General features: G+C 37.3%; 22 protein-coding genes. 11 read left to right on the forward strand and 11 right to left on the reverse strand.

Going from position 1 to position 21,542, the window contains the following annotated elements:
* The first annotated feature begins 113 nt into the window (after positions 1-113).
* From WFH39_RS14260 to WFH39_RS14285, 6 genes are all read left to right on the forward strand, one after another.
* On the forward strand, positions 114-740 hold the full coding sequence (locus WFH39_RS14260) for a TetR/AcrR family transcriptional regulator (RefSeq protein ID WP_076394742.1): 627 nt from the start codon (positions 114-116) through the stop codon (positions 738-740).
* Positions 724-2,034 (forward strand): TolC family protein, encoded by a 1,311-nt coding sequence (locus WFH39_RS14265; protein ID WP_336690407.1) that lies wholly within the window; start codon positions 724-726, stop codon positions 2,032-2,034. Before WFH39_RS14260 ends, WFH39_RS14265 begins: the two co-directional genes overlap by 17 nt.
* A gap of 20 nt (positions 2,035-2,054) precedes the next feature.
* Positions 2,055-3,158 (forward strand): HlyD family secretion protein, encoded by a 1,104-nt coding sequence (locus tag WFH39_RS14270; protein ID WP_235130050.1) that lies wholly within the window; start codon positions 2,055-2,057, stop codon positions 3,156-3,158.
* Positions 3,159-3,278: 120 nt separating this feature from the next.
* On the forward strand, positions 3,279-3,443 hold the full coding sequence (locus WFH39_RS14275; protein ID WP_336690408.1) for a hypothetical protein: 165 nt from the start codon (positions 3,279-3,281) through the stop codon (positions 3,441-3,443).
* A complete protein-coding gene (locus WFH39_RS14280) occupies positions 3,427-3,567 on the forward strand; it encodes a hypothetical protein (protein ID WP_336690409.1) in 141 nt (46 codons plus the stop codon). Before WFH39_RS14275 ends, WFH39_RS14280 begins: the two co-directional genes overlap by 17 nt.
* A 230-nt stretch (positions 3,568-3,797) precedes the next feature.
* Positions 3,798-5,372: a DHA2 family efflux MFS transporter permease subunit gene (locus WFH39_RS14285; protein WP_336690410.1), complete on the forward strand. Its 1,575-nt coding sequence runs from the start codon at positions 3,798-3,800 to the stop codon at positions 5,370-5,372.
* A gap of 67 nt (positions 5,373-5,439) precedes the next feature.
* On the opposite strand, the gene WFH39_RS14290 is transcribed toward WFH39_RS14285, so the two are convergent.
* Positions 5,440-6,339 (reverse strand): vWA domain-containing protein, encoded by a 900-nt coding sequence (locus WFH39_RS14290; protein ID WP_336690411.1) that lies wholly within the window; start codon positions 6,337-6,339, stop codon positions 5,440-5,442.
* A gap of 58 nt (positions 6,340-6,397) precedes the next feature.
* Between WFH39_RS14290 and WFH39_RS14295 the strand changes: the two genes are divergently transcribed.
* On the forward strand, positions 6,398-6,949 hold the full coding sequence (locus tag WFH39_RS14295) for a DNA-3-methyladenine glycosylase I (RefSeq protein ID WP_336690412.1): 552 nt from the start codon (positions 6,398-6,400) through the stop codon (positions 6,947-6,949).
* 21 nt (positions 6,950-6,970) lie between these two features.
* On the opposite strand, the gene WFH39_RS14300 is transcribed toward WFH39_RS14295, so the two are convergent.
* From WFH39_RS14300 to WFH39_RS14320, 5 genes are all read right to left on the reverse strand, one after another.
* Positions 6,971-7,345, reverse strand: a complete 375-nt coding sequence (locus WFH39_RS14300) for a glyoxalase (RefSeq protein ID WP_336690413.1) — start codon at positions 7,343-7,345, stop codon at positions 6,971-6,973.
* Positions 7,346-7,543: 198 nt separating this feature from the next.
* Positions 7,544-8,815: a hypothetical protein gene (locus WFH39_RS14305; RefSeq protein WP_336690414.1), complete on the reverse strand. Its 1,272-nt coding sequence runs from the start codon at positions 8,813-8,815 to the stop codon at positions 7,544-7,546.
* A 19-nt stretch (positions 8,816-8,834) separates the two neighbouring features.
* On the reverse strand, positions 8,835-9,137 hold the full coding sequence (locus WFH39_RS14310; RefSeq protein WP_336690415.1) for a hypothetical protein: 303 nt from the start codon (positions 9,135-9,137) through the stop codon (positions 8,835-8,837).
* Positions 9,138-9,250: 113 nt separating this feature from the next.
* On the reverse strand, positions 9,251-10,837 hold the full coding sequence (locus tag WFH39_RS14315; protein WP_336690416.1) for a patatin-like phospholipase family protein: 1,587 nt from the start codon (positions 10,835-10,837) through the stop codon (positions 9,251-9,253).
* 409 nt (positions 10,838-11,246) lie between these two features.
* Positions 11,247-12,146: a magnesium transporter CorA family protein gene (locus WFH39_RS14320; RefSeq protein ID WP_336690417.1), complete on the reverse strand. Its 900-nt coding sequence runs from the start codon at positions 12,144-12,146 to the stop codon at positions 11,247-11,249.
* Positions 12,147-12,217: 71 nt separating this feature from the next.
* On the opposite strand from WFH39_RS14320, the gene WFH39_RS14325 reads away from it, so the two are divergent.
* Together WFH39_RS14325 and WFH39_RS14330 are read left to right on the forward strand one after the other, a co-directional pair.
* Positions 12,218-13,240, forward strand: a complete 1,023-nt coding sequence (locus WFH39_RS14325; RefSeq protein ID WP_087711319.1) for a 3-oxoacyl-ACP synthase III family protein — start codon at positions 12,218-12,220, stop codon at positions 13,238-13,240.
* Between the two features lie 198 nt (positions 13,241-13,438).
* Positions 13,439-14,722 (forward strand): hypothetical protein, encoded by a 1,284-nt coding sequence (locus WFH39_RS14330; RefSeq protein WP_336690418.1) that lies wholly within the window; start codon positions 13,439-13,441, stop codon positions 14,720-14,722.
* A gap of 352 nt (positions 14,723-15,074) precedes the next feature.
* Here the strand turns inward: WFH39_RS14330 and WFH39_RS14335 are convergent, their stop codons facing one another.
* Both WFH39_RS14335 and WFH39_RS14340 read right to left on the reverse strand, forming a co-directional pair.
* Positions 15,075-15,308, reverse strand: a complete 234-nt coding sequence (locus tag WFH39_RS14335) for a hypothetical protein (RefSeq protein WP_214590379.1) — start codon at positions 15,306-15,308, stop codon at positions 15,075-15,077.
* A 163-nt stretch (positions 15,309-15,471) separates the two neighbouring features.
* A complete protein-coding gene (locus WFH39_RS14340; protein ID WP_336690419.1) occupies positions 15,472-16,641 on the reverse strand; it encodes a thioredoxin family protein in 1,170 nt (389 codons plus the stop codon).
* 280 nt (positions 16,642-16,921) lie between these two features.
* On the opposite strand from WFH39_RS14340, the gene WFH39_RS14345 reads away from it, so the two are divergent.
* Both WFH39_RS14345 and WFH39_RS14350 read left to right on the forward strand, forming a co-directional pair.
* On the forward strand, positions 16,922-17,656 hold the full coding sequence (locus tag WFH39_RS14345; RefSeq protein WP_336690420.1) for a helix-turn-helix domain-containing protein: 735 nt from the start codon (positions 16,922-16,924) through the stop codon (positions 17,654-17,656).
* A 248-nt stretch (positions 17,657-17,904) separates the two neighbouring features.
* Positions 17,905-18,795, forward strand: a complete 891-nt coding sequence (locus WFH39_RS14350; protein WP_336690421.1) for a hypothetical protein — start codon at positions 17,905-17,907, stop codon at positions 18,793-18,795.
* A 92-nt stretch (positions 18,796-18,887) separates the two neighbouring features.
* Here WFH39_RS14350 and WFH39_RS14355 read toward each other — a convergent pair whose 3' ends face one another.
* The 3 genes from WFH39_RS14355 to pruA all read right to left on the reverse strand — a co-directional run bounded on the left by WFH39_RS14355 (position 18,888) and on the right by pruA (position 21,296).
* Positions 18,888-19,094 (reverse strand): hypothetical protein, encoded by a 207-nt coding sequence (locus WFH39_RS14355; protein WP_336690422.1) that lies wholly within the window; start codon positions 19,092-19,094, stop codon positions 18,888-18,890.
* 160 nt (positions 19,095-19,254) lie between these two features.
* Positions 19,255-19,464: a cytochrome C551 gene (locus WFH39_RS14360; RefSeq protein WP_336690423.1), complete on the reverse strand. Its 210-nt coding sequence runs from the start codon at positions 19,462-19,464 to the stop codon at positions 19,255-19,257.
* 206 nt (positions 19,465-19,670) lie between these two features.
* On the reverse strand, positions 19,671-21,296 hold the full coding sequence (pruA, locus tag WFH39_RS14365; protein ID WP_336690424.1) for an L-glutamate gamma-semialdehyde dehydrogenase: 1,626 nt from the start codon (positions 21,294-21,296) through the stop codon (positions 19,671-19,673).
* Positions 21,297-21,542 lie beyond the last annotated feature (246 nt).

The following is a 21,542-nucleotide window of genomic DNA, read 5'->3' on the forward strand; positions in this document are numbered from 1 at the left end:
GAGGAATTTAAGATTAAAAAAAAATTAAATTTTAATTAAAAATCAATCAATCGTTTGATTTATGAAAAATTGGTCGTAGATTTGCACCCGAAAAAACAGATACAAGAGTAAAGATGATTTCAAAAGAAGAAAATATATTATTTGCCGCAGAGAAACTTTTCGCAGAGAAAGGTTTTGAAGGAACTTCTACAAGAGAAATTGCCAAAGCTGCAAATGTTAATATTTCTATGATCTCTTATTATTTCGGTTCCAAAGAAAAACTGTACGAGAAACTGGTAGAATACAGAATGAGCGAGGGACAGTTTTTTTCCAAAGATATTATCGAAAGAACCGATATCAACGAATGGGAAAAAGTTGAAAAAATTGTAGATCAGTTTGCAGGAAAAGTAAGACACAACAAATGTTTCTATAGGATCATGCAGAGAGAACAGCTTCACGCAGAAAATCCACAGATCGTAGAATTTCTGAAAGAAACCAAAATGGGATTCATTTCCATGTATTCAAAAATTCTGGAAAGCGGTCTTCAGAAAGGAATTTTTACAAAAAATCCTCCGATCTACCTTCTTCATTCCACGGTGAGCGGAACTTTATTTTACGCTTCTAATGCCAAAGAAATGTATAAAGAATTCCTGAACGACACCAATGAAGAAGAAGTTTTTGATGAAAAATATTACACAGAACTTAATAAACATATTAAATATCTACTAAAAGACCTTCTAGGTTATGAAGAAAATAAATAACTCAGTCCTTGCGCTCGCTCTATTCGTAGGGATTGCAAACGCAAATGCTCAGGAGAAAAAGACCCTCACTCTTGATGATGCTGTGCAGTTGGGAATCCAGAACAGCAAAAATCTTAAGATTGATGCTGCAAAAATAGAAGAAGCCACTGCGAATCTTCTGGAAGCTAAAAACAGACAGCTTCCCGAGCTTAAGGTTTCAGGAAGCTACATGTATCTTCCTTTTAAACCGAATATTGATATTAAACTTCCCGGAGTTTCCGGAGGAGGTCCGGAAGTTCATCAGGTTGCCTACGGATCAGCGAATGTCAGCGTTCCGATTTACAGCGGAGGAAGAATAAAATACGGAATAGAATCTGCAAAATATTTAGTGGAAGCATCTAAATTAACTACTGAAAACGATAAAGTAGCCATTGCTTACAATGTTGCGCAGGCTTACAATAATTTGTTTAAAGCCAACCAGTCCATTAAAGTTTTAGAAGAAAACCTTACCGCTTCTCAAAAAAGAGACGAAACATTCCTTAAACTTGAAAATAACGGAGTAATTGCGAGAAATGACCGTTTAAAAGCAAGTTTGCAGACTTCAAACATAGAACTTCAGTTACTGGAAGCAAAAAACAACTACAATATTGCCAATATCAATATGGATTTATTGCTTGGACTTCCGGAAACCACCGAAATCGAGGTAGATCAAAACTATATTGAAGAAGGAAATGAAGTAAAACCGCTTGATTTTTATTTAAATGAAGCCAGAGAAAACCGTAAAGATCTTCAGTCTTTGGATAAGCAGAGACAGGCAGCAGCTTTGGGAACAAAATCTGCGAAAGCTGAAAATCTTCCTTCCATTGCTTTTACAGGAGGTTATGTGGCGGCAGACATTCCGAAGTTTTTAACGATTTACAATGCCGTAAATGTTGGCGTAGGAATTTCTTACAATCTTTCAAACCTATGGAAAGAAAACTCTTCGCTTAAGCAGTCAAAAGCAAAAGAAATGCAGCTGGCTGCAACTAATGAATTGCTAAACGACAACATCAAGCTTGATGTAAACAGAGAATACCAGAATACAGATTATTCTAAAAAGAGAATTGCCGTTTTCGAAAAATCTGCAGAACAGGCTAACGAAAATTACAGAATTACAAAAAATAAATATGATAATGGTCTGGCTACAATGACGGAGCTTCTGGATGCAGATGCAGCACAGATTTCTGCGAATGTAGGGGTAATCAATGCCAAAGCAGATGCCGTTTTAGCCTACAGAAAACTATTGCAGACTACCGGAACTTTAACAAATAAATAAAATTAAGAACTATACCCACAATGGAAAATAATACTACACAAACGACTGAACCAAAAAAGAAAAAAAGTTTAGTTTTCCCTATCATATTAGCCGTAGTTTTAATCGGAGGAGGAATCTACGGTTACAGAACCTATTCTTACGGGCAGGTTCATGAAGAAACAGACGATGCACAGATCGCGTCCAATATGGCTCCTGTAATTTCTAAAATTTCAGGATACGTAACGGAAGTAAAAGTAAAGGATAACCAGTTTGTAAAAAAAGGGGACACTTTGGTTATATTGGACAGCAGAGACCAGAAAATGGCTTTGCAGCAGGCAGAAGCAGCTTTGGCAACAGCAAAAAGCAGCATCTCTAATGCGCAGGCTTCCACAACGGCAACTTCAAAAAATATAAATTCTTCTGAAGCCGCTGTTACTACGGCGAATGCACAGATTGAAGCCGCAAAAGTAAACGTTTGGAAAACTTCTCAGGATTTAAAAAGATATGCCAATCTTGTGAAAGACCACTCTATTACAGAACAGCAGTATGAGCAGGCTTTGGCAGCAAAACAGTCTGCAGATAAGCAGCTTCAGGTTTTAATCGATCAGAGAAACCAGATTGCACAGCAAACGAATATTGCTTCTTCTCAGACCGCCGCAAGTTCTCAGCAGATCGGAGTGGCAAATTCCGTTGCAAAACAGAGAGAAGTGGATGTGGAAAATGCAAGACTGAATTTATCTTACACGGTAATTGTAGCACCGGAAGACGGATATGTAGGAAAAGTGCCAATTCAGGCAGGACAGTATTTGCAGGCAGGTTCGCAATTGTTTTCTTTGGTTAAAAATGACCAGAAATGGGTAATTGCAAATTTCAAAGAAACTCAGATTGATAAAATGGTGGAAGGGCAAAAAGTAAAAATTGAGATTGATGCTTTTCCGGACAGAGAGTTTGACGGTGTGGTAAGTTCTTTCTCTCCGGCAACAGGAGCGACGTTCTCTATACTTCCTCCGGATAATGCGAGTGGTAACTTCGTAAAAGTAGTACAGAGACTTCCTGTAAAGATCGATTTTGTAAATCTTGATAAAGAGGTTTCTAAAAGACTAAGAACAGGGATGAATGTAAAAGCAGAAGTTTCTTTAAAATAAAATATAAAATAAGTGAATTGTCAGCAATGCAGAAGCAGATCGGTTATGAGATGTAAATGAAGTAGTAAATTGACAATGAAAGATTGATAACTGCAATTCACTTTTTTCAAAAATATATAAGTGAATTGTCAATTTTTGAAGGAGAAGCCATTTTTTAATGAAAAGAATTTGAAGATTGGGGATGAGGTCGATGCCGGATCAATGAAACTGAGATCAGCGAAAGATGTGGAAATGATGAAGTTGATCCATGAAGAAGTTTCCAGTGTAAATGCAGAAAGATCATGAAGAGGAAACAGGGCAACGAAGAAGATTGATGAAGCAGTTACCGGATATGAAGAAGAAAATTGATGTTGAAATGATGAAGCTGAACGATGCAGCAGAATTCCGGTTTAATGAAGACAAATCATGAAGAGGAAAATGCAGAGGTAAAAATAAGACCATGCAGAGGATGATTATTGACAATTCACTTTTTTAAAATTGAGAAATTTAGAGATTTGGAAATACTTTGATGAAATTTTAATCAGCTAAATTTTTCTTAAACCTCATCCCCGTGATGAGAGAACAAAGTTGGTTCGTAAAAACTTGTTCATATTTCCGAATCTCAAATCTCTTGATTTTTAAAACAACACTAAAAAAACTATGCAAGATTCATTAGTAGAATACGGAGCCCGAAGAGTAATCATTACGATTACGGCAATTCTTTGTGCTTTGCTTGAAATAGTGGATTCCACGATTGTAAACGTTGCCCTTAATGAAATGAAGGGGAATCTTGGAGCCACACTATCCGAAGTAGGATGGGTAATCACCGCATATGCGATCGGAAATGTAATTATTGTTCCGATGACGAGCTGGCTTTCCCAGCAGTTCGGGCGAAGAAACTATTTCGCGGCTTCCATCATTATATTTACCGTTTTCTCCTTTTTATGCGGAAATGCGACCAACATCTGGGAGCTTGTATTTTTCCGTCTCATGCAGGGAATCGGTGGGGGAGCGCTTCTGGTAACTTCACAAACCATCATCACGGAATCTTATCCGCTTGAAAAAAGAAGTATGGCACAGGCAATTTACGGACTTGGTGTAATTATCGGTCCTACATTGGGTCCGCCGTTGGGAGGATATATTGTGGATAATTTCAGCTGGCCTTACATTTTCTACATCAATATTCCGATCGGGATTGCGGCAACCTTAATGACGCTTCAGTTTGTAAGAAGTCCGAAGTATGCCGAAAAACGTAAAGTTTCGGATGTAGACTGGATTGGAATTGCATTATTGGCAATTACCGTAGGTTCCTTACAGTTTATTCTGGAAAGAGGTCATGAAGAAGACTGGTTTGCCAGCGGAATGATCGTTTTCTTTACCGTAGCTGCCGTTTTAGGATTTATCCTTTTCCTCTGGAGAGAACTTACCTTTAAATATCCGATTGTAGAACTGCGTGTTCTGAAAAACGGAAACTTAAGAATCGGAACCGTGATGTCGTTCGTTTTAGGATTTGGTTTGTACGGATCTACATTTATCGTTCCTTTGTATACCCAGAGTATTTTGGGATGGACGGCGCTTCAGTCGGGTGCTTTAATGATTCCGGCGGCTTTAACGACGGCTTTCATGATGCCGATTATCGGAAGACTGCTTTCGAAAGGAGCCAAACAGCAGATTTTGGTTTCACTGGGATTGTTTATCTTCTTTATCTACAGTTTCTGGGGATATAAAATATTAACTCCGGATACAGGAAAAGATGCCTTCTTCTGGATGCTGATTGTAAGAGGAGCCGGACTGGGTTTACTGTTTATCCCGATCACCTCGCTTTCCTTAAGTACATTGAAAGGGCAGGAAATCGGACAGGGAGCTGCATTTACAGGGATGATGAGACAGCTTGGAGGTTCCTTCGGAATTGCAGCGATTACAACATTCATTGCCAATGCGAGCCAGAAATACAGAGTGAATCTTATTTCGCACCTCGACCAGACCGATTTTGCGGTACAGCAAAGATTACAGGCTCTGAAAGGCAGTTTTATCGCAAAAGGAATGACTCCCGATGCTGCAATGAACGCCGCCTACAAAATGCTCGATCTTTCGGTGACGAAACAGGCAACCGTACTTTCTTACATGGATGTTTTCCTTTATCTGGGAGTGATCTTCCTTGTCTGTATTCCGTTCATTTTATTTATTAAAGAACGAAAAAGCAAAGAGAAGATTGATCTGAGTGGGGTGCATTAAACATTTTACTTACATAAACTAAACCTCCTTTTGTGGAGGTTTTTTTTATGACTGATGAAAATTGATATTACTTTTGAAATATGATGTTGAGACTGTCATTGGTTTTCTGAATTTGCTTATAAATTTTACTCAATTCGTTGTCGTTAATTTTAGGAGAAATTTTTTTAGTCTCTTTATGAACACTTTCGAAGAACTGAATAAAATTGAATTTTTGAATTTCTTGTTTTGTGTAAAATAATTTAAAATTTCCATTTGTCTCTGAAGATATTTTCTTCATAAGTGCACTGTCTGCAGGTTTAGCTTTCATTTTTATAAATTGAAAATTTCCTTTCGAATCTATGGTTAAAGGCAATATTGTAAAATCCTTAGGAGTAATCATTGTGGTATGGATGGTAATATTATTCCTTTTTGCATCCTCCAGAGGAATTTCTAAAGGATATGATTGTATTGTTTCTTTTCCGTCGCTAAATACCATCATTGATTTATAATCAAATTCGCCAGATAAAGAATTGATCCCATTAAGCAAAGCATTAGAAAAATTAGTTCCGGGCTTTAATTTCATTATCCCCCTGTTTAATCCGTTTACAGCAGCAAATAGTTTATTTTTATCCTTTGTTAAAGGGCATAGAATATAAGAATTACCTGCAAAAACAACAATTGAAAAGGCCTGATTTTCTTTTTTATGTTCAATTATATTTTTGATTGTTTCTTTAAGAACCGAAATTCTGTCAGGTTCAAAATCCTTCGCAATCATTGTAAGTGAATTATCAACCAGAAGAGCTATGTTTTGTTGAGGAACAGATGAGTTTTTAATTGGTTTTGATTCTTTTTTGCCGCAATATATTAACATAATAAAAATCAGAAGCGAAAGATATTTCATGGTTTCAATTAATTTATTTTGAGCCGAAAATACATATTTTTTAAAGTTAGAAAGAAATCTAACGATATAAAAATTTTCTCCTGCCATACAGTTGTCATTACCGGTGCTTATATTTGCACTTAACTATCCACAAAAAATAATAACAATGAGTTATTGCGCGGCAATTGAAGGAATGCAGCCTGAAAGCAGGAGAGAACTGCACAAAAGATACCATGATAAGCATTACGGTTTTCCGATTCATGATGATAATGAACTGTTCGGGAGACTGGTGATGGAAATCAATCAGGCAGGGCTGAGCTGGGAAACCATTCTGAAGAAAGAAGAAGGTTTCAGAAAGGCGTATGATGATTTTGACATTCAGAAAGTGGCTTCTTACGGTGAATCTGACCGTGAAAGACTGCTGAACGATCCTGGAATCATCAGGAATAAGCTGAAAGTAAATGCTGCTATAGAAAATGCAAAAACCATTGTAGAACTGCAGAAAGAATTCGGTTCTTTTGAAAAATGGCTGGAACATCATCATCCCAAAACATTACCGGAATGGATGAAGCTTTTCAAAAAAACCTTCAAATTTACAGGCGGAGAAATCGTGAATGAATTCCTGATGAGTATCGGTTATCTCAAAGGTTCCCACGCAGAAAGCTGTCCCGTGTATGATGAGGTTTTAAAACATGATCCGATGTGGAACAAGCTATAGTTTCAACAATTATCTATTGATTTATAAAGCTTCGATCTGACTTTTGATTCTTTCTGAAAGCATCGTAATGATCCTTTTATTAAAAGATTTGCTGTCCGAAAGATAGACCGTTATTTCTTCCGGAGTGAGCATTCCGATTGTCATTCCGATGAAGGTATTTTTCAGGGCAATATCTTTTTGCAGGCTTTGTTCGGTGAAATTTATTTTCTGCTCGCTTTTCAGAGAAGTGAAGTCAGATATTTTTCTCACCGCATAGTCTCTTAATACCTGCATGAAAATATCATTCTGCAATTTTAAAACAGGACGAAGCACATTATTCTGAAATAATTCTGTTTCACTGCTGTTTTCAAATGTCGGAAGGGAAAGGTTTTCCCGAAGGTCTTTTTTGGTGGGCATATTTCATTTCTTTAACGAAACGCAATTTAGCAATCATTTTTGAAAGATTTCCTGTAAAGTATGGATAGGAGAGATAATTATCTCATTTTATAGAAGAAGCTGTTTCAGTTCGGAAACAGCCTCTTGTATTAAAAAGCGACAGAATAATAAATACAGAAGTTATTTTTTATTTCAAGGGAGCCTGCTTATTCTTCTTTGCTATTTCGGTTTATTTTTCTTTTCCTGAAAGAAGTCCATCAGCAGACCTATGGAAATAATAGAACCTTGCCTGAAATTAATATCCGATTTTCCGTCTGTATATTTAAACATTGCCTTGAATCCTGTTTTTGGTATTTCAGCTCCCAATGTAATTGAATAATTTCCCTGTATCTTTCCGGAAGGATTTCTTTCTTTGCTGAAATCATAAAACGAGGTTGCTTCTACAATAATGGCATAATTGTTAAAAACAGGAATATAATAATATCCGTCGATATGTGCCATACCGGATGCAAATGAAGTGATATCATTGGAATAATCATAATATCCTTTAATTCCTGCTGTTATCACTGGTTTCAGCCGTAACCGGTTGGATTCTGCTGTCGTAAGATTTATGAGATTGGGAACAATCACATTTACTGATGCATCTGCAGCAACACGTTTATTGATGAAGCTCTGATCCGACTCATTTCCCAGTTTTACACTCAGCTGGTAAGGAAGTTTCCCGGAAAAATTCTCAAACAGAAAGTTAGCAGGGTATATTTTTATATAGTTTAAAGAATCTTTGAAATTTGTACTTAATCTTGCATCCAGATTCCAATAGACAGGCATTCTCTTCGTATTTTCATTACAGCTCAGAAATCTTTTCCTGTTATAAGCATTCTGAAAACGGAGAGACAGAATGTAGTTTGTTTTAATTGAGTCCCTTCCCGGATTTACCCCAAAATCGACTTTATTCTCATGATAGTAAAAGTTGTTAAGAGAAGTAAGAAAATCTGTACGTTCATCTTCAGTAATTTTCAGTTCTTCATTAATTAGCGTGTTGATTATATCCGCTTTTATAATCCATATTCTTGAGGGATTTCCCCTTTCATCAAAGAGATTTATTCTCACATCCTTGTCAACTCTTATCGTAATCTGATTGTCATGATCTTTGTTTAAAAATCTGTCAAAAGTAGATGGTGTGAACCCTGTGATTTTAAATCCTACTGCATTTCCCGATAGCTGCCGTTTAACGGTCAGCGGGCAATCCAGTTTCTGATCAGCATACTGAAGAGAAAATACGGGCATTTCTGATGGATTGTTGAGCCAGTAATCGAAATTTATTGCATCACTCTCTTTCATTTCTAGCTGAATATCCAGATATACTGCGTTTTCTCCTTCTCCTTTATTAAAGCTAAGGCTGATTCCCTTGGGAACTGCAACAGTCTCTGTCTGTGCAGATAAACCTGACGGAATCATAAGTAAAGTGATAAATAAGAATAGATATTTCATGATAAAGTATCTGAAGTTATTAAAGATAAACGACTCTCTGGTTTTTTTTAATCCAGTTGATACAATCCTTTACAGTAGCCCAGTTATCAGTAGAATCCGGATTCAAGGCAATATCATAATAAGCCATGTGTGTAGTAGTTCCGTCATTCATAAAATAAGGAAGGGCATTTATTTTGCCTTTTAATGTAGACAGAAAAACATGCTTATGAAAATTATTCCATGCGGAAAAATTTGCTTCTTCCGGATTTTCCGGCAGAGCTGCAATCGTTTCAAGACTTTCTAAAACTACGGTTTTAATCTTTTCTCTATTTAATAGTGCCATGATTATAAATTTTTTATGTTTTTATTACTGTAAATTTATAATATTGAAAGACGGAAGACAATTACCCTTTAGGGTTAATTTTAAATAAGCAGGAAATAATAATAAGCAATTGTCTAGCCCACCGTTTTCGTATCCTCTTCCTTCAGGATCTTTTTCTCCTTCATGGAAAGCATCATTCTTTCACATTTGTATTTTTGCCAGTCGAAATTACTCAGGAAATCCAGAGCCGCAGAAAATCCACGGTTGAAGAGCTCTTCCTTTTCTTCTCTTTGCATAAAAAAATTCAGCCAGTTGCTGGTTCCGCAGTTCACGGTCTGAATGCTGAAAAGATGGTAGAACGTATGTTTGGTGAGAAAAGTCTTGTCGTTAAAACCTTTTAAGGTATCAATAATATTGCCTGCAAAAGAAAGGGGAGATTTTAAGATTTCTGCGCTGGTTTTTCCTTTTTCAGACTGAATATCGGAATCGCTGGTTAACTGTACGCCAAATAAAGGCATTCTAGGATAAAAAATATCAGTGGAATGGAAAAGATCAATTGGAAAATTCGAAATACTTCCGCCATCAATAAAAACTCCGGCAGGGTTGATGTCTTCCTGTTTCGTATTCATCCAGAATCTCCAGGCATATTTTACTGAATCATCATTTTTATCAATCTGTTTCTGAAAAGGTTCAAAAAAGAAGGGAACCGACATTGAAGCTCTCACAAACTCAGCCGGACTGATCTTTTTCAACTCTTCTTCCGACCAGTACAGATTCGCCATTGTGGGAAGTTCCACTTTTATTTTGGCATTAATATCCGTTGTAATCACGATGTATTCTGATTTTAAGGAATAGAAAGGATCTTTTTTATAATATTCGTTGTTAACAACTCCGTCGTAGAATATTTTATACCGGATTTCATCAATATGTTCCTTATTGTTATGATGAATTTCTTCAATGCTTTCTAAAGCAATATTGTAGTACTGTGTTTCATTGCCATGACGGTAATTCAGGTTGAGGTCTTTGCCTTTTTTTACAAATTTATCATTCAGGGCAGCCACTGTTTTAATGTCGAAAGCATCCAGAACATCTTTCATCTGATTCAGAAAAGTATTTCCGGGATTTAATCCTGAATTGGCTTTTTTCAGATCATTATATAACTTTCTCAGATACAGATAAGCAATGATGATCGGAATGATGGGAACCAGAAAAAGCAGTTTGGCTCTCAGCGTTGTTTCCGAAGAAATGGCAAAAGGTGCAATCACGAGAATCAACATAATGATTCCTGCGATAATGGAATTGATCTTCAGGAAGTTTTTGTTATTCAGCATGGAATGGATGGTTGTTTTTACATACGGTTTTCCATCCATAAAGTCGGAGAAATTCCAGTTGAAGAGAATATCTTTAATCACTTCACTTTTGGCTTCTTCTTTGGTTTTACACGCGGCGATCAGCATCGTATTAATTGCTCCTGCACTCGTTCCCGCTACTTTCAGAAAACGGATCCCGAAAATTTCCAGTCCGTACAGATAACCCACCAGTGCGCTTCCCCAGACTCCGCCTCCTTCCTGCACAAATTCCACATACTGATTGCCTTCCGCATCCAGTAGATCAGAAAATTCCTTCGCCGAAATACGGTCGTGCAACGCGGAAAGTTTTTCTTTGGATTCTTTTGAGAGAACATCTTCCTCAAGAATTTTTTGCAGCATTTCAGGTTTCATGGCTTTTGTTTTTTGGTTGTTTTTATTTTTTATTTGGGCGTGTCCCTTCGTTTTCCCTATCCAAACCTTATAGGTTTTTAAAACCTATAAGGTTTCCCCGCATCATCACTTCGGGTCGGGCTTCTGCAGGCTTCACTTCGTTCCGGTTTCAGCGCGGCGCGAAGCGCCGCGCTGAAACTCCTCCTTTCAGTCGGACCTTCCGTATCCCTCACGCGAACGCGGGAAATACAATATTCCTCTTTTCACTGTCATTCCGACGGAAGAAGAAATCTAATGTTAAATGCTAAAAAACTTTTGGGAAAAGAATTAGCGTATTTAAATTTTAAAAACATTCTTCTTTTTCGATTTAAAATTAGTGATATTTAAAATATTCAGTCACAGTATTTTCACGATAATTAAAGCGGGAAAATTACCATTGTTTTCTTCGCGCGTAGATAAAGGTGCAGATCACGACCAGAGCCATGACTCCTAAAACAGCATGATAACCATATTTGTAATGTAATTCCGGCATATTGTCGAAATTCATTCCGTAGACTCCTGCAATAAAAGTGATGGGTAAAAAATACACCGAGTAAATCGCCAGAACTTTCATTACCTGATTGGCTTTCTGGTCAGAAAGAGCAAGAAACATCCCGATAAGGTTGGTGATCTGTGCGTTAAGATGATCGAAATCCGCAACAACGTCTTTGTGTTTGTCTTTTAAATCATACACTTCAGAATCCTGAAGCCCCAGTAATTTAAATTTATCGATGGCATCTGTGGAAATCGTAAGCACTCTTGAATTCAGCCCCGATTTTCTTTTCAGCTTGTATAACCTTTTAATCTGGTTCGTATGATTGGTATTTTTAAGGAAAATTTCGTTTTCGATATTGTCCATCGTTTCCAGAAGACTTACCGATTCGTCATCAAAACTTTTCATGATGAGCAGTGCGATTTTCAACGCAATATTTTTGGAGGTAGTTTCGGTTTTCATGGCAGAAAGCTGTTTCTTGGTTTCTGCTATGCTCTTCGTTTTCATCCTGTGAATTGTGATGATCGTTCTCCCCAGAATAAAAATCCCGATTTTGGTACTGATGTCGCTGATCGTGTTGAGGTTTTTGCGTTCCAGCTCGGTACTTTCCCGCAGAAGGAAGAATTTTACCTCTCCGTCCTCTTCATATTTCGGTAAGTGATTGGGATCTAAGGTATCTTCCAGAAGAAGATTATTGATTTCGTACCGTTCGTGTAAAAATTTCAGGTCTTCCGCTGTGGGAGCCTCTACATCCACCCATTCGCACTGGGAATCTCTGTAAATCGTGTCAATTGGCATGCCGTAAAAATATAATATTTTGAAATACTATGTCTTAAATAAGTTTATCTTTGTCAAAATTAAAAAACTATATGATTAAAAGTACAATAAAAGGAATCGGATTTTATGTTCCAGATAACGTTGTTACCAATGATGATCTAGCAAAATTAATGACAACCAATGACGAATGGATCACTGAAAGGACGGGGATAAAAGAAAGAAGACACCGTAAAAACAGGAACGATTCTCAGGAAACGACGGCTTATTTAGGTTTTAAAGCTTCCGAAAAAGCGATTGCCAATGCGGGTTTAACGGCTAAAGATATAGATTATATTGTTTTTGCAACCCTTTCTCCGGATTACTATTTCCCGGGATGCGGTGTTCTGCTGCAGGATATGCTTGGCTGCGATACCATTGGCGCTTTGGATGTAAGAAACCAGTGTTCCGGTTTTGTATATGCAACGAGTGTGGCAAATGCTTTCATTAAATCCGGAACGTATAAAAATATTCTGGTGGTCGGTGCGGAAGTGCATTCTTTCGGGCTTGATTTTTCGGATGAAGGAAGAGGCGTTTCCGTTATTTTCGGCGATGGGGCAGGAGCGATTGTACTGTCGGCAACAGAAGATGAAAACGCAGGAGATATTTTAGCATTCAACATGCACTCCGAAGGGAAATTTGCAGATGAACTGTGCACACAGTTTCCGGGTTCTAAGTACGGATGGAGCGACAGGATGAGAAAAGAACCTGAAAATGTAACGAACAAAGAAGTTTACCCGATCATGAACGGAAATTTCGTGTTTAAGAACGCAGTAACGAGATTTCCTGAAACCATGCAGGAAGCTTTGGATAAAGCAGGAAAAACAATTGACGATGTAGATATGTTTATTCCACATCAGGCGAATTTAAGGATTGCCCAGTTTGTTCAGCAGAAATTTGGACTTCCGGACGAAAAGGTTTTCAACAACATACAGAAATACGGAAATACAACGGCAGCTTCCATCCCGATTGCTTTAAGTGAAGCGATTGAGCAGGGGAAAATAAAAAGAGGAGATTTGGTACTTCTTTCAGCCTTTGGAAGTGGCTTCACCTGGGGAAGTGTTTTGTTCGAATATTAATAACTACGAGAGACAGCTTGTATTTACATAAATGTTTTTTTTGAGGGGGATTTATTGAAAAATGATTAATAAATTAGCTTTTATTTTTAATGATTTTTTATTATTTAACGAAAATTAATAAAAAAATTGAAAATAAAATGTTTTTTTGATTTTATTATACATACCTTAGTAGAAGTTAATAACCTAACTTACCCACCAATGAAAAAAATATTTTTAACAGGGATAACGCTTATCCCTTTATTACATTCTGCTCAAATAGGTATCGGAATAGAAAATCCCTCCTCAACTTTTGATATTGCAGCTAAAAATGCAACAGGAACCGCAACTAATGTTGACGGAATACTGATCCCAAGAATTGATAGGCAAAGAGCCCAGAGCATGACGGGAGTGCCTACGTCAACTTTAGTGTATATCAATAGTATTGCTACAGGAACACAAACGGCATCTGCCGTCAATATTGATAATACCGGATTTTATTATTATGATGGTACAGTATGGTCTAAATTAAGTACACCTCTGAATATTTATAATTCTAACGGGACACTATCCGCTAACAGAATTGTAACAACAGCAGGAAACTCACTTTCTTTTGTGAACGGAACTAATAATGTGGGAATAGGAACTACGGGGACTCAGGGTATTGTTTCAGCAGCAGGATCTTCAAGAGGAGCATTTCAGGCAACCGGCGGTACAGCAGTTTTAAATATGTTTATAGATAACAGCTCTGCTGCTCAGATAACGACATCAGGAACCAGCACAGGTATAAATTTGAATGCAATTTCTGCCAATCCTGTAAATATTCTTACCAATAATACCAATAGAATAACGGTAACCGGAGCAGGAAATGCAGGGATAGGAACTCAAACGCCGCAGAAGCTTCTGCATGTTAATGGTGCTTTACAGGTTACCAATGAATTAAATGTAGGGGGCGATGGCTCTACGGCGGGAAATGCAGGAACTTCCGGACAAGTTCTCACTTCAGGCGGAACAGGATCGGCTCCTGTATGGAAAACCTTGAATACAGTATCCGGAACTGTTTCTTCTGCCAATTATGTGCAGGGAACCATAGCTCTTACAATTAATCAGGGGAATACTGCAGATGTACCCGGAGTTACTATTAGTTTAATCGTTCCGGCAGGCGTAACGCAGACTTTTTTATTTACAATTTTAGGATATGCTGTAAATGTTTCTACTGCGGCAGGGCAGGCTACACAAGGGGTATTTAGTTTGCTTCAGAATGGTACAAAAATTTCTTCGGCTTATACATCATCGGGAGATGGAGGAAGTTTGGTTAATTTACCTGCTCCAACTACATTTTTAAAATCAGTAACACTTTCTGCCGGAACATATATTTTTAAAGTTCAATATTCTTCATGGTCCGGAAACCAGAATGTGAATTTTGTTCCTTCGGGATATGCAGGTTATAATGGCGATACAGAGGCAATGCTGACAAAAATGCAGGTGCTGGTTTATAATAATTAATTTGAAAGAAAATAGGAAAGAAATCCGCAGAACAGTCTGCGGATTTTGTTTTTTATGATAGACCTGTTAAAACTTTATGACTGTCCGTAATTTGCCATCATTGAAAAACCTTTGTGGATTTTGCGAAGCATGATGAAATGAAAAATCTTCTGAAAGTTCAGCCGTTTCGGCTGTCCGGATTCATCGTTCTTTTCGGTTTTGCGTTTTCTCAATCCGAGACGGAGCCAGACTGTTTGGGTTTACACTTTCTCGGAGCGAGACGGTGTGTTTCTCTTTCAGGCTGAACTTTCTCGGAACGAGAAAGTAAGAACTTGTTTGGGTTTTGATATTCTCGGGTAGAGAATGCTTCTCCTTATTTTTCTTTCAGCATTTTTTCGATCAGTTTATTCTGCATTTCCATAAGTTGGCTGATCTGCTGCTGATTTTGCATCACGCTTTTGAATAAATCTTCATTCAAAGTATTATTTACAGTTGGAATGTTACCAATTGCAGAGTTATTGCTTATCTCTACATTATTATTAATGATGGTATCACCTTCCAAAAAATACTGGGGTTCCACTTTAAAGAACTCAGCCACTTTCTGCATAAAAATAAAGTCTAATTTTATGGCTACAGGAAGAACTTTAACCAAAGAACAAAAAAAATGGGTGGAAAAAAGACACAGAAAAGATAATAATCATCTGGATTAAATTGTCATTTAAGTTCATAAAAAAAGGTTGTCTGTTTTGAGAGACAACCTTTTTTATTATTTACTGTACATTCAAGCTTTTCAGCAGTTTTTCGGTATCAGAAGAATCCTGTCCTGTCTTTTTTGCCAGTTCGATGGATTTTTCAGCCCACAGTTTGGCGTTTTTCTTGTCGCCTGTTTTGTTGTAAAGATTGGCTAAAGTATCGGTATTCGCGAAGTTTTCGTCTTTCTTTACCGATTCCTGCGCCCAGACTAATGCCTTTTCCAAAGAAGCTTTGTTGCTTACATTTTCAAAGAAATTCCATGCAAGAGAATTCAGTTCTTCGGAGCTTAAGGCAGAAGTATCCTGGTTCAGTTCAAGAGTCAGTTTTTCGTATTTGGCAAAGTCTTTATCTCTTAAAGCTCTTGAAGCCTGTGCTTTTTTCAGGATTTTTTCAGCCTCATCTTTAGACAAAAATTTCTGAGCTTCTGTCAGGAAATAATTGTCGTCCCACGTTTTCGACTGTGCGTTGTAAGACTTTTTAAAGATACTGCTGATCTTGATATTTTTGTCAATCGCTTCATACTTTTCAGGAGTAATAATCTTTGAGATTTCATCCTTTTTTGCCTGAAAAATTTTGTACATCGGGCTGTCCGGATTCTGTGCAACGGAAAGTAACATCTGAACATCTTCTCTGTCCAGTTCTTTTTTCGAACTGAAATAACGCTCCATTACTCTTCCTGCAAACTCAGCATCATTATACATCGTAAGAGAAGCAAGGTTTTTCAGAAACTCAGGATCTTTTTCGCCGTCTTCGAATTTTTGTCTCAGTGCGGTTAATCTTTTGCTTGGATCTCCTGCATCTTTTGCAAACTGGATGAAGTCGTTTTCCTCTACATATCCTAAAGTTCTGTGTACCAGTTCTCCGTTTCCGTCTACGAAAAGGTAAGTAGGGAAGGCTTTTACGTTGTATTTTTTGGCAATTTCAATTCCTTCACCTTTCTCCATATCAATTTTTGCATTAATGAAGTGGGAATTGTAATAATCTCCTACGGTTTTCTGCGGGAAAATATTTTTCGCCATCAGTTTACAAGGTCCGCACCAGGTGGTGTATGCGTCGATAAATACAAGTTTATTTTCTTTTTTTGCTTTAGCAAGAACGGCTGTAAAGTTGGATTCCTCAAATTTTATTCCCTGCGCAAGAGCAAACGCTCCGATGAATAAGGCAGAAACTATCGATAGTTTTTTCATAAATACTTTTTATTGGTTGCAAATGTAATAATTATGTTAATAAATAAGTCTTTTCAGGAGAGAAATAGTTACAACGTTGTTTTGATTATTTTTTTAATTTCAGGTTGAAACGGGAACGGATATCTTATTAAAAACAGTAAATATTTTCGTTTTACCTATCGAATTAATTGGAAGTATTAAATTTTATTAAAAAATAAATTATTCTTAGTTTTGTGAAAAACAAAAAGACACCCCATGAAAATGATGAATTATTATAACAAGGATAATAATTTGTTGAAGTATGTCTAATAGTTTCCACCAGTTTTTATTACTACTGGTCAATATTTTTCCGGTTACCATACATGAGCATCATGAAACGATAAATGTTGCCAAGAATGTTGTCATTATTGTCTTATGTTCTGCTTTAATTGGGTTATTTCTTCATTTCAGATCGAAACAGAAAAAACAGCTTGCAAGAATCAGAAATATTCTCAGAAACCATCGGCAGGCTTTTGTTGCGGATGGAGATTTCCCTCCTGAGAATCCTTACAAAGATTTTATCAATATTTCCGTAGAAGAAATTCATCGCAGCGAGAATGAAAAAGACAGGAAAAAAGCAGAATCTCCGATGACTTCCGAAACCGAAGCGAAACTTCTGGAACTTTTGGATGATTTTGAAAAGGGAACTTCCTTCACGAATAAAAATATGTCTCTGTCGTTTCTTGCAGGAGAATTAAATACCAATACGAAGTATCTTTCGCACCTCATCAACCGCCATAAAAATTCAGATTTTAAAACATACATCAATCGTTTACGGATAAATTATATCGTTGATAAGCTTATTAATGACGAAAAATACCGTCAATATAAGATCAGCATCCTCGCTGAAGAGTGCGGATTTTCTTCTCACAGCAAGTTTGCTTCCGTTTTTAAACAGATGACAGATCATTCGCCTTCCGTATATATTAAATTATTATATATTGAAAATCAAGAGGATAATGTTTCTGTTTTTCGTGAAAATGATCAGTTACGATAATGGGTTTCTTTTCATTTTCCTGAAAACAGATAACCTTTCTTTTCTCAGAAACTATTGGGTGCATTATATTTGCGCCAGTTTTACGGGATAGCTGTTACTACTGCAGTTATCAGAATTTTTTTCGGAAAATAAAACCGTACTGCTGCACCTAAACACTAAAACTAATAATGCCGCTAGCAATGTTGTAAAATATGTAACCGATATTTTGCACCAAACCATGAAACATTAACTAGGAACGAATTAAACGGATGAGAACAATTTTTACAGTCGTTATGGCTACTGTAGGATCTAATTTTGCGCTTTCGCAGATCGGGATCAATACAGCGAATCCTATAACGAGTTTGGATGTAGTCGCGAAAAACAGCGATGGCTCCACTGCGGAGGGTATTTTGCCGCCGAGATTAACAGGAGATCAGCTGAGAGCAGGAGATTTCAGATATTCAAGCGCACACGCCGGAACTATAGTATATGTAACATCACCGGTAACTTCAATCACTTCAAAAACCAACAGGGTAGATTCTCAGGGATTGTATTATTTTGATGGTACAATCTGGCAAAAACTCATGCTTGGTGATGAAAAAACATTAAACAGCAAGAACATCGGAGATATTAAAACTTCGGTAAAAAAGACAGATCACGCAGGATGGTATCTTTTGGACGGAAGAAGTATTTCTGTACTTTCACCTGCGAGCCAGACAGCAGCGGCAAGTTTAGGATTCACGGATAATCTGCCGGATTCCAGAGACCGGGTTTTAAAATCCAGAGCCAACGGAGAAGTTCTAGGCACAACAGGAGGCGAAAACCATTTCGGAATTCTGCAGTCTAATCTACCGAATATCACTCTTTCAGGACCTGTAAACGGCGTTGCGCAAAGTGCGGGATCTCATACCCATTCTTCCACAGAAGGCGGTTTTTTGTTGGGCGGAACTACCGTTAATAATAGTTCAGGAGGTTATGTGCCGGATGGAGGATCAACAGCATGGGGCGGCATCGGAATGCTGAACAATACAGCACCTGCAGGAGCGCATATGCATACTGTGGCAGGAACAGCAACCATTTCTACAGGAGGCGGAGGAAAATCTATCGACAACCGTTCTGCTTATCTGGTGGTGAATACGTTTATTTATCTGGGAGAATAATCTTCCTAACAATACAATCGGGGTGATTGCCCGGTTTTTTTCAGTCAAGTTTTTTTAAGTACAAAACCGCAGATTTCCGCGGTTTTGTTTTTTTATTTCATTTTTGTTGAATCTGAAGCAGTTTTTGTACTGTCTGAAGGTGTTATGTTTTCTGAATTGGCAACGGCAGAATCTCCCATTCTGTTTCTTAAGGAATCTTTGTTGTGTTCTTCTTTAAATTCTTCCCTGTTTTCTTTCTTGTCGGCACAGCTGCCTAAAAAGAGCAATCCTAAAATGGCGGAAATCCATAATTTTTTCATAGTAAATTTTTAATGTTTAGTGTATATCAAATATAATGATTTAAAAAGTAAAAAGTAAAAAGTAAAAAGTAAAAAGTAAAAAGTAACTTTTAAAATTCTGATACAAATAATCCTCAGAATATTTTCCGAGGATTATTAGACTATACCTTAAATGTTGTTGTTATTTAATAGTGTTAGCTGAATCCATTTTCATCTTCATGCTGTCAGGATTTGTTCTTGCGGTAGACATTGTGTCTGTTGTGGCAGGTGCTGCAGTTTTTGTATTATCTGCTCTTACAGAATCTGAGTTGGTGGTCGACATGGAAGATTCTTTCGTACCGCAGCTTACTGCAAAAATTCCGATTGTTGCCATTAACAATAACTTTTTCATAATATTTTATTTTTGGTGTGAATAGGCTATTTACAGTTCAAGAATTGTTCCGATAAGGTAATATGAATATTAAAGTATCAATAAAATCAATTAAATTTTGTTAATAAATTATTTGGTACAGGATTTAAACAAATAAAAAGCCCCGAAATTGAAATTTCGAGGCCTGTTTGATATAAGAACAACGATTAGGTATTGTTCATTAATGATTATCCTAAATATGGATATTTGTAATCTTTAGGAGATACAAAAGTTTCTTTGATAGATCTTACAGAAGTCCATCTCAGTAAGTTCATTTTAGAACCTGCTTTATCATTTGTTCCTGAAGCTCTGCCGCCACCGAAAGGCTGCTGACCAACAACGGCTCCTGTAGGTTTGTCATTGATGTAGAAGTTTCCGGATGCATTTTCCAATGCTTTGAATGCTTCATTTACCGCATATCTGTCCTGCGCAAAAACTGATCCTGTTAAAGAATAAGGTGAAGAAGAATCTACCAACTGTAAAGTTTCTTTCCATTTTGCATCTTCATAAACGTAAACAGACAAGATTGGCCCGAAGATTTCCTCAACCATACTTTCGTACTGAGGATTTGTAGTTTCAATAACAGTAGGGTGTACAAACCAGCCTTTAGAATCGTCTGTTTTACCGCCGATTACAACGTTTGCTTCATCTGAAGCATTCGCTCTGTCAATATATCCTTTACATTTTTCGAAAGAATTTTTGTCGATTACCGCATTTACAAAGTTAGACGGATCTTCAGGAGAACCGATTTTGATAGAAGCGATCTGAGTTTCCATTACTTTTTTCACATCTGCCCAAAGAGACTGAGGAATATACGCTCTTGAAGCCGCAGAACATTTCTGTCCCTGATATTCGAAAGCTCCTCTTACCAAAGCAGTTGCCACTGCTTCCACATTTGCAGAAGGATGCGCAATTACGAAATCTTTCCCTCCGGTTTCTCCAACAATTCTTGGATATGTTCTGTAGTTATGAATATTGTCTCCGATCATTTTCCACATTCCCTGGAAAACTTTTGTAGAACCTGTAAAGTGAAGTCCTGCAAAATCTCTGTGCGCCAAAACTTTCTCAGCCGTTTCTTTTCCATCCGTGAAGATCATGTTGATAACCCCTTTTGGAAGACCTGCTTCCGTAAGAACGTCCATGATTACTTTTGCGGAATAAACCTGCTTATCAGAAGGCTTCCAAACTACTACGTTTCCAAGCATTGCCATACAGGTCGGTAAATTTCCTGAAATCGCAGTAAAGTTGAAAGGAGTTACCGCAAAACAGAATCCTTCCAATGGTCTGTATTCCACTCTGTTCCAGATTCCTGCGTCAGAAACCGGCTGTTCAGAATACATTTCCGTCATAAATTCTACGTTGAATCTTAAGAAATCGATGAATTCACAAGCGGAATCAATTTCAGCCTGATGAACATTTTTAGACTGTCCGATCATCGTTGCTGCATTAATAACGTCTCTGTAAGGTCCTGCCAAAAGATCAGCCGCTTTTAAGAAAATAGCTGCACGGTGTTCCCATCCCAGTTCGTTCCATTCTTTTTTCGCAGCCAGCGCAGCGTTTATCGCATCATCTACATGCTGCATCGTTCCTCTGTGATAAAATCCGAAATCGTGCGCATGATCCTGAGGCGACTGAAGCTGAACTTTATCTCCTGTTTTTACTTCTTCACCATTGATGATCATGGGAATTTCGATCTTTTCTGCCCACATTTTTTTGTACTGGGCGATCAGACTTTTTACTTCCGGAGTTCCCGGTGCATACGAATTTACGGGCTCGTTTACTGCAAATGGTACTTGCGAAATTGCTTTAGACATATTAGTTGTATATTTTTTATTTGCTAATGATACAAATTTACAACAATTATTTGGGTCGGAGAGAATGTGTGAATGGTCAATTTTGCTTCGCAGGTGAATTGTGAATTTTTGAATATAGCTGAGAATTGACAGGCATTACGAATTGACAATTCACAATTCACCATTGATTTTCAAAGTTAACAGTCAATTTTGCTTCGCAAATGAATTGTGAATTTTAAAATATAATTGAAAAATTGACAAGTATAA

The organism is Chryseobacterium sp. MMO-72 (genome assembly GCF_037146035.1).
In the GTDB taxonomy this organism is placed as follows: domain Bacteria; phylum Bacteroidota; class Bacteroidia; order Flavobacteriales; family Weeksellaceae; genus Chryseobacterium; species Chryseobacterium indicum.